Raw genomic sequence first — 6166 nt, forward strand, 5'->3', positions numbered from 1 at the left:
AGGCCACACTGCTCGGCCAAGAGGTGCTGCACCGCCTCGCGCGTCCACAGGGCAAACGGAAAGCGCAACTGGTCCGGGCATTTGCCCACAATCGTCCGCACCACCGTCGCCGTCTGGCGCGGGGTGAGCCGCGGCTGCGCCGGGCGCCCGCGGCGCTTCGCCTTGAGGCCCTCCGACCCGCGCGTGCGTGCCCGCTGGACCCACTGGTTGACCGTGCCCCGCGCCACCCCGAAGACGCCAGCCGCCGCGGTCTGGCTCATCCCGCCTTCTACCGCCCGGACCACGCGGAACCGAAGGTCCTCTTGCGCGGCCGATGGCAGCGATCGAGCGTCTTTGAGGTTCATGAAGCTGAGTATACATCAGGATCAGCAGTTTGTTATCTATTTTATGCTCTGATTAGTAACTATAACGCCAGCCTGCTTGCAGAAGAGCTGGGCTTCACGACGAAGACCATTTATCGAGACCTTCGGGCCCTCAAGGAAGCTGGTGTCTTTATCGAGTACGATGCCCACCGGAAGAGGTACCTGATCGAAAAAAACCATCTGGCAAAGGCCTACCTGCGGGAAACCCCAGATGCGACGGGGGTCCAGGAGACGGGCCTGGAAGAACTCTGTCTCAGTCTCACGGAGGCGAGCCGCTACCTGGATCTGTCCCCACGTCGCCTAAAGACTCTGGTGATCGCTGGTCAGGTTCCAGCCATCCAGCGAGGCAGACACCTCCGCATAACCATCAAGGATTTGGTCCGCGTGAAACGTCTCGTTGGGAATAGCAGCCAGCCACCGGATGGAGGTTAGGGGGATGATGAACGCTGGGAAAGAGATGAGACTCGAGCACGGGAGCATCGCCATACGGAGCGGTGCATTGGTCCTGACGAACGGACTAATGGGATTAATGATGGTCTTCTCTTTTGCTGTCCTGGCAAGGGCCGAGGAGTTTCTAATAGGGGAACCATTAGAGAAGCACGGGATGGAGATCGCCGCTGTCTATATTGATCCTGCTGTCTCCCAGGATGAATACTGGGGTGGTGTTCCAAGAGAAGAAGGAACAGTTATCCATCTGGAGGCGGATATCCACGCCACGAAGGATAATAAGCACGGCTTTGGTGCGGGAGAGTGGATACCATACCTTACTGTTTTCTACAGGCTTCGCAATCTCAAAACAGACGAAGAGCAAAAGGGCCTTCTCTGGCAAATGGTGGCCAAAGATGGGCCCCACTATGGCAGAAACATAAAGCTCAGGCCCGGAAAATACAAGCTGGTCTATACAATAGAAAACCCATCTACCGGAGGCCTGGCTCGGCATACTGACAAGGAAACAGGGGTACCGGAGTGGTGGGATGCCTTTAGTCTGGAATACACGTTCGACTACAAGCAATCAAAGAAATAGATCATGCACCGGGAGGGTCCGGTCAGGACTGCGAGCTTCACGGCACTTCACGGGGGGAAGATCCTTCCTCGGGGAGGCGGAGGTTCCGGATCACCTGTCCCGTTTCACCTAGCTGCGGGAGTGGACGGTCGTCCAGGGCGAGCGCCACGCCGCCGGCGTTTCCAACGGTCACGACAAAGCCCTGCTGAGCATGCCACACCCAGGTTTCTCCAGCCTGGAGAAGAACGTCCTGGGTCTCCCCGTCGTCAATCGTAACCAGCATCCAGGTCATCTCCTTGGCCTCCACACGTAGGGTGTGCCCCTCCCCCGGTGCATCCGAGGGTACAGGCCTTTCAGGCAAGGCGGGGGCGGCCGTGGTGATGGGACTTGTGGTCACGGTCTCTGGGATGCTGGGAGGTGTTTCCACGGGGGGCGTAACTCTTACCGATTGTGATTCTTCAGGAGACTCGGGTCCCCGGGTCTTCTGAGGCTCCTCGGTGAGAAGGGAGAGCACGATAAAGACCGAGGGGATAAAGAACGCCAGCAGAACGAGTCCCAGAACCACCCGGCGAAGGGACAGGGTAACGGTCCGCTTCGCTGGAAAGACCGCGAGCGAACTGGAGCCTCGGTGGATCTGTTGCGAGAAGCGGCGTTGAATCTCTTGGGGATCCAGTTCGAGAAATGACGCGTATTCCCCGAGAAACCGGAGGAGATAGCGTTCATCGGGAAGGAGGCGGTAGTCATCCTCTTCCATGGCGTCAACGAAGACGGGTCTGATGCGCGTCGCGGTTGCCGCTTCCTCGCGGCTGATCCCTTTGGCCGCCCGGGCCTCCCGCAGGAGCTGGCCAACCGTCCTTTTCTTTTCCTGCTCCATCTGGATCGTATCTCGGTTCACCACTTACGCCTCACAGTGCATAGTACAGGGTTCACGGTTCATGGTTCAGGGAAAAATCCTTTCACCATGCCCACCTCTGAACTCTGAACCCTCAACCCTGAACCTCTTGGAGGATCTGAGGGAACTCCTCAAGCGCTTCAATGGCCCGCACCTTTTTGTCATCCGACAGGGAAACCTCGGGTGAACCCAGGAGGACCGCCCACATCCCTACCCCCCGTGCCCCAAGGACATCGGTGGTGGGATTATCCCCGATATGAAGCGCGCGGTCCGGGGGGACGGCCAGTCGCTCAAGGGTCAGATGGAAGATGTGTGGGTCTGGCTTTCGGACTCCGACCACGTCTGAAAAGGTCAGGACCTCGAAATGTTCCAGAATCCCGAGACGCTGGAGGATGATCTTGAGCATCGTTCCCGGGATCCGGCCGGTGTTACAGATGAGGCCCAATCGGTATTGCTGCCCCAGCCCGGTGAGTACTTCGGCCGCTCCCTGAGTAAGCACGGGCAAGGCTTGTAGTGCTGGTGATACGTACGCCCACTCCAGGTTGGCCAGGGCCATGCGGTCTTGGGGCACCTGCCACCCATCACCCAGGGCCGCGAGGAAGAACTGGACCTGTTCCTCAGATCCTGCATCGACATTCCGCGCCCAGGTCTCCTGGAGGTACTCCCCCACCCTTTCATGTGCTGCCCCCACCTCCTCGAGGGTGCCCGGGTATTCCAGACCCTGGAGGAACATATACAGACTCCGAATCCTGGCCTCCTTGAGCTTCCGGCCCGACTCGGGAGTCTCCCGAATCAAAGTATCCCACAAATCAAAGGTAATTGCTTGAATCACAGCGCTTCCTCGCCCCCGTCTCTCCTACGGTACCACACCTCCTTTTGCCGAGACAACCCTAGAGGGCAGAAATCAAGCCCTTACGGCCAAAAACCTTATGCGGGCACGGTTGTTGCAGATCGTCGCGGACGACTGATAAGAGCACCCGCCGGTCGTTCCACACCACCCTGTTACACAAGAAGGGGACCTCTTGAACGTTTTGGTCGTCGCGGATGCCGATCTTCAGGGCAAGGTCAGTGGCGCAGAGCGCGTCCTGGCGGCCCACTGCCTGGGCCTTTATAAGCGAGGCCACAACGTCCACCTCATTGCCGGAATCCCCGATGGAGGAGCGAAGGCAAGCGAGGAGGTGCAGGGTGTTCAGGTCTACCGGTACCAGCGATCCTTCGGTTCTTTGTTGGGCTCGCGCCGACTCTTTCAGTCTCTCTCCTCCAAAATTTCCTTCGACGTCCTCATTTTTCACCAGCCCCTTTCGGCCTTCGGAGTCACGGTGGCGCGAGGGAACCGGTCCATCCCAAAGGTATATGTATTTCATTCTCCCTGGGCCGAGGAATACGCGGCTCGGGGTCCTGATCCGAAATCTGGAATAGCGATAGGTGGAAGGTTTCTCCGCCGGACCCTGGAGCATTTCGTCTTGAGGACCTGCAAGCGGATCTTTGTGTTGAGCCACTTTATGGCGGATCGGGTTGTGAAGGCGCACCCCCGATTTGCGGATCGGGTGACCTGTCTCCCTGGAGGGGTAGACGTCGATCGGTTTAGGCCCGCCGAGGACCGACAAGCTGCGAAGGCTAGCCTCCGGTTACCGTCCAAAGGACCCCTCCTCCTCACAGTCCGGAACCTCGAGCCCCGTATGGGGATCGATCACCTCCTATATGCGATGCAGGAGGTGTCCAAGGAAAGAAGCCAGGTGAATCTGATCATCGGTGGGGAGGGTCCGTTGAAAGCCGATCTCGAGGGGTTAGCCAAGCAATTAGGACTGGAGACCTCGGTCCGCTTCGCGGGCTATATCCCGGACGAACGGTTGCCGACCTATTACCAGGCGGCCGACTTCTTCCTCGTCCCTACGCAGGCCCTGGAAGGCTTTGGGCTTGTGGTGGTCGAGGCACTCGCCTGCGGAACGCCGGTCCTGGGGACGCCGGTGGGGGCGATTCCGGAGATATTGAACGAGCTTCAGCCGGATCTCCTATTCGAAGGAATTGGGCCTGAAGCCATCGCCGGCGGAATCCTAGAGCACCTGGACAGGGCCCAGGCCGATCCGCAAGGCTACGAGAACCTAAGGCAGCGCTGCCGGGACTATGGTACGGCACGCTTCGGCTGGGATCGGATCGTCGAGCGCTTGGAACAGGAGCTCCTCAACCTCACGGGATGTCCTGAGCGGGGAAAAGGATAGGCATGGGTTTTGCCATTGAGACGCATAACCTGACGAAAGTCTTTAAAAAAGGGTGGAGTTCCGGAACAGTCGCCGTCGATGGCGTGAATCTGAGCGTCCCGGCGGGGTCGGTCCTCGCTATTTTGGGCCCGAACGGGGCCGGCAAGACCACCCTCCTCAGGATCCTGGCGGGGCTCGTCCTTCCCTCGGCCGGCAACGCAAAGATCTGTGGTCTTGACATAATTCAAGAGAATGGGCGGGCGAGAAGCTTAGTAGGCGTCAGCCTCGGGGACGACCGAAGCCTTTACGCCCGTCTTTCCGGACGGAGCAATCTCGAGTTCTTTGCAGCGCTACACGGTCTAAGCCGCCAAGAGGCGAGGCAGCGCATCGATGAGCTTGGCAAAATCTTGGAGATTCCCCTTGACCAATCCATCCAGCAAAGCAGCGCCGGAATCCGTCAGCGGATCCTGATCGCCCGGGCGCTGTTGCACGACCCGGCTGTCTTGCTCCTTGACGAGCCCACTAAGAGCCTGGACCCGGCTTTGGCACAGGGCCTTCGGGGTTTTATCCGTGAGAGGCTGGCCCGACATCTGGGAAAGACCGTAGTTATCGCCACGCACAATCTCCCCGAGGCCGAGGCACTCGGCGACGAGCTCGCGATCATGAAAGAGGGCCAGATCCGCGGATGCGGAACACTAGATGTGCTTCGAGGCATAGCCGGGCTCGCAACGGGCAGCCTGGAGGACGTTTTTCATCAGCTTACAAAGGAGCGGGTATGAGAACGGTCGGGAGAACGCTCCTCGGCTTTTTGACCAAGGACTACTTGTTAATGGTCAGCTACCGGTTCGCCACCGCGCTATCATTTATCGAGGTTCTGAGCGGCCTACTGATCTATTTCTTTATCGATCGCCTCTTTGGGCAAGAGGTTGTCGGGTACCTGAGGCCGTATGGGGTTGGGTACTTCGCCTATGTCTTGCTTGGACTTGCACTCTTTTCATTCATGGGGACAGGAATCTCTGGCCTGTCCGCGCAGGTCAGTTGGGAGCAGGTCATGGGAACGCTCGAGGCCATTCTTGCAACACCGCTCCGCCCTTCCACGCTCGCCGTTGGGCTCTCCCTTTCGGGGATCCTCTATGCCTGTGGCGAGATGGCTGGGTATCTGCTGCTCGGAGCCGTCCTCCTGGGAGCCCCGGTTGGCAACGCAAACTTCCTCTCGGTGGCTGTTATCCTTCTGCTCGCAGTGGTCTCGTTCAACAGCCTCGGGCTCCTCGCGGCAAGTGTGATCCTGGTCTTCAAGCGCGGCAACCCTGTTGCATGGGTCTTCCAGGGTGTCGCGGGACTCCTGGGTGGCGTCTACTTTCCCGTGGAGGTCCTGCCGGACTGGCTACAGGCACTGTCGGCACTCATACCAGTCACGTACGCCGTCCGCGGGCTGCAGCTGGCGGTTTACCGGGGGGCATCGCTCTCTACGCTTCAAGGTGAGATTCTGCCCCTGGCATTCCTGGCTGCCGTCCTCCTTCCGCTTGGCCTATTTAGCTTTGCCGCCGCAATCCGACGAGCAAAGCGCGATGGAAGCCTCGCCCACTATTAATGATCGTTGACCGACGACGGCTCGACTAAGCTCGCCGAAGTCCGATGACCGCAAAAGCTATACGTTAACAGCAGTCGCAAATCACCTGTCAGCACAACAGGTTACGCTCGTTCTTTCCCC

7 protein-coding genes are annotated in these 6166 nt (G+C 59.1%); 5 read left to right on the forward strand and 2 right to left on the reverse strand.

Annotated elements, in window-relative coordinates:
- Together O6929_00900 and O6929_00905 are read left to right on the forward strand one after the other, a co-directional pair.
- A partial coding sequence (locus O6929_00900) for an HTH domain-containing protein (protein MCZ6478953.1) occupies positions 1 to 794 on the forward strand: 794 nt, incomplete at its 5' end.
- Between the two features lie 4 nt (positions 795 to 798).
- Positions 799 to 1386, forward strand: a complete 588-nt coding sequence (locus tag O6929_00905; GenBank protein MCZ6478954.1) for an iron transporter — start codon at positions 799 to 801, stop codon at positions 1384 to 1386.
- A 37-nt stretch (positions 1387 to 1423) separates the two neighbouring features.
- Here the strand turns inward: O6929_00905 and O6929_00910 are convergent, their stop codons facing one another.
- Positions 1424 to 2263 (reverse strand): DUF4115 domain-containing protein, encoded by an 840-nt coding sequence (locus O6929_00910; GenBank protein MCZ6478955.1) that lies wholly within the window; start codon positions 2261 to 2263, stop codon positions 1424 to 1426.
- 88 nt (positions 2264 to 2351) lie between these two features.
- On the reverse strand, positions 2352 to 3089 hold the full coding sequence (locus O6929_00915) for an HAD family hydrolase (GenBank protein ID MCZ6478956.1): 738 nt from the start codon (positions 3087 to 3089) through the stop codon (positions 2352 to 2354).
- A 190-nt stretch (positions 3090 to 3279) separates the two neighbouring features.
- On the opposite strand from O6929_00915, the gene O6929_00920 reads away from it, so the two are divergent.
- Genes O6929_00920 through O6929_00930 form a run of 3 tightly spaced genes read left to right on the forward strand, consistent with a single transcriptional unit; the run spans position 3280 to position 6046 of the window.
- Complete coding sequence (locus O6929_00920; protein MCZ6478957.1) at positions 3280 to 4476, forward strand: glycosyltransferase family 4 protein; 1197 nt, start codon at positions 3280 to 3282, stop codon at positions 4474 to 4476.
- Between the two features lie 2 nt (positions 4477 to 4478).
- Positions 4479 to 5234, forward strand: a complete 756-nt coding sequence (locus O6929_00925; GenBank protein ID MCZ6478958.1) for an ABC transporter ATP-binding protein — start codon at positions 4479 to 4481, stop codon at positions 5232 to 5234.
- Positions 5231 to 6046 carry an ABC transporter permease gene (locus O6929_00930; protein ID MCZ6478959.1) on the forward strand — a complete coding sequence of 272 codons (816 nt, stop codon included), beginning with the start codon at positions 5231 to 5233 and terminating at the stop codon, positions 6044 to 6046. The genes O6929_00925 and O6929_00930 overlap by 4 nt, the downstream gene beginning before the upstream one ends.
- The last annotated feature ends 120 nt before the right edge of the window (positions 6047 to 6166 follow it).

This window comes from Candidatus Methylomirabilota bacterium, from assembly GCA_027293415.1.
In the GTDB taxonomy this organism is placed as follows: domain Bacteria; phylum Methylomirabilota; class Methylomirabilia; order Methylomirabilales; family CSP1-5; genus CSP1-5.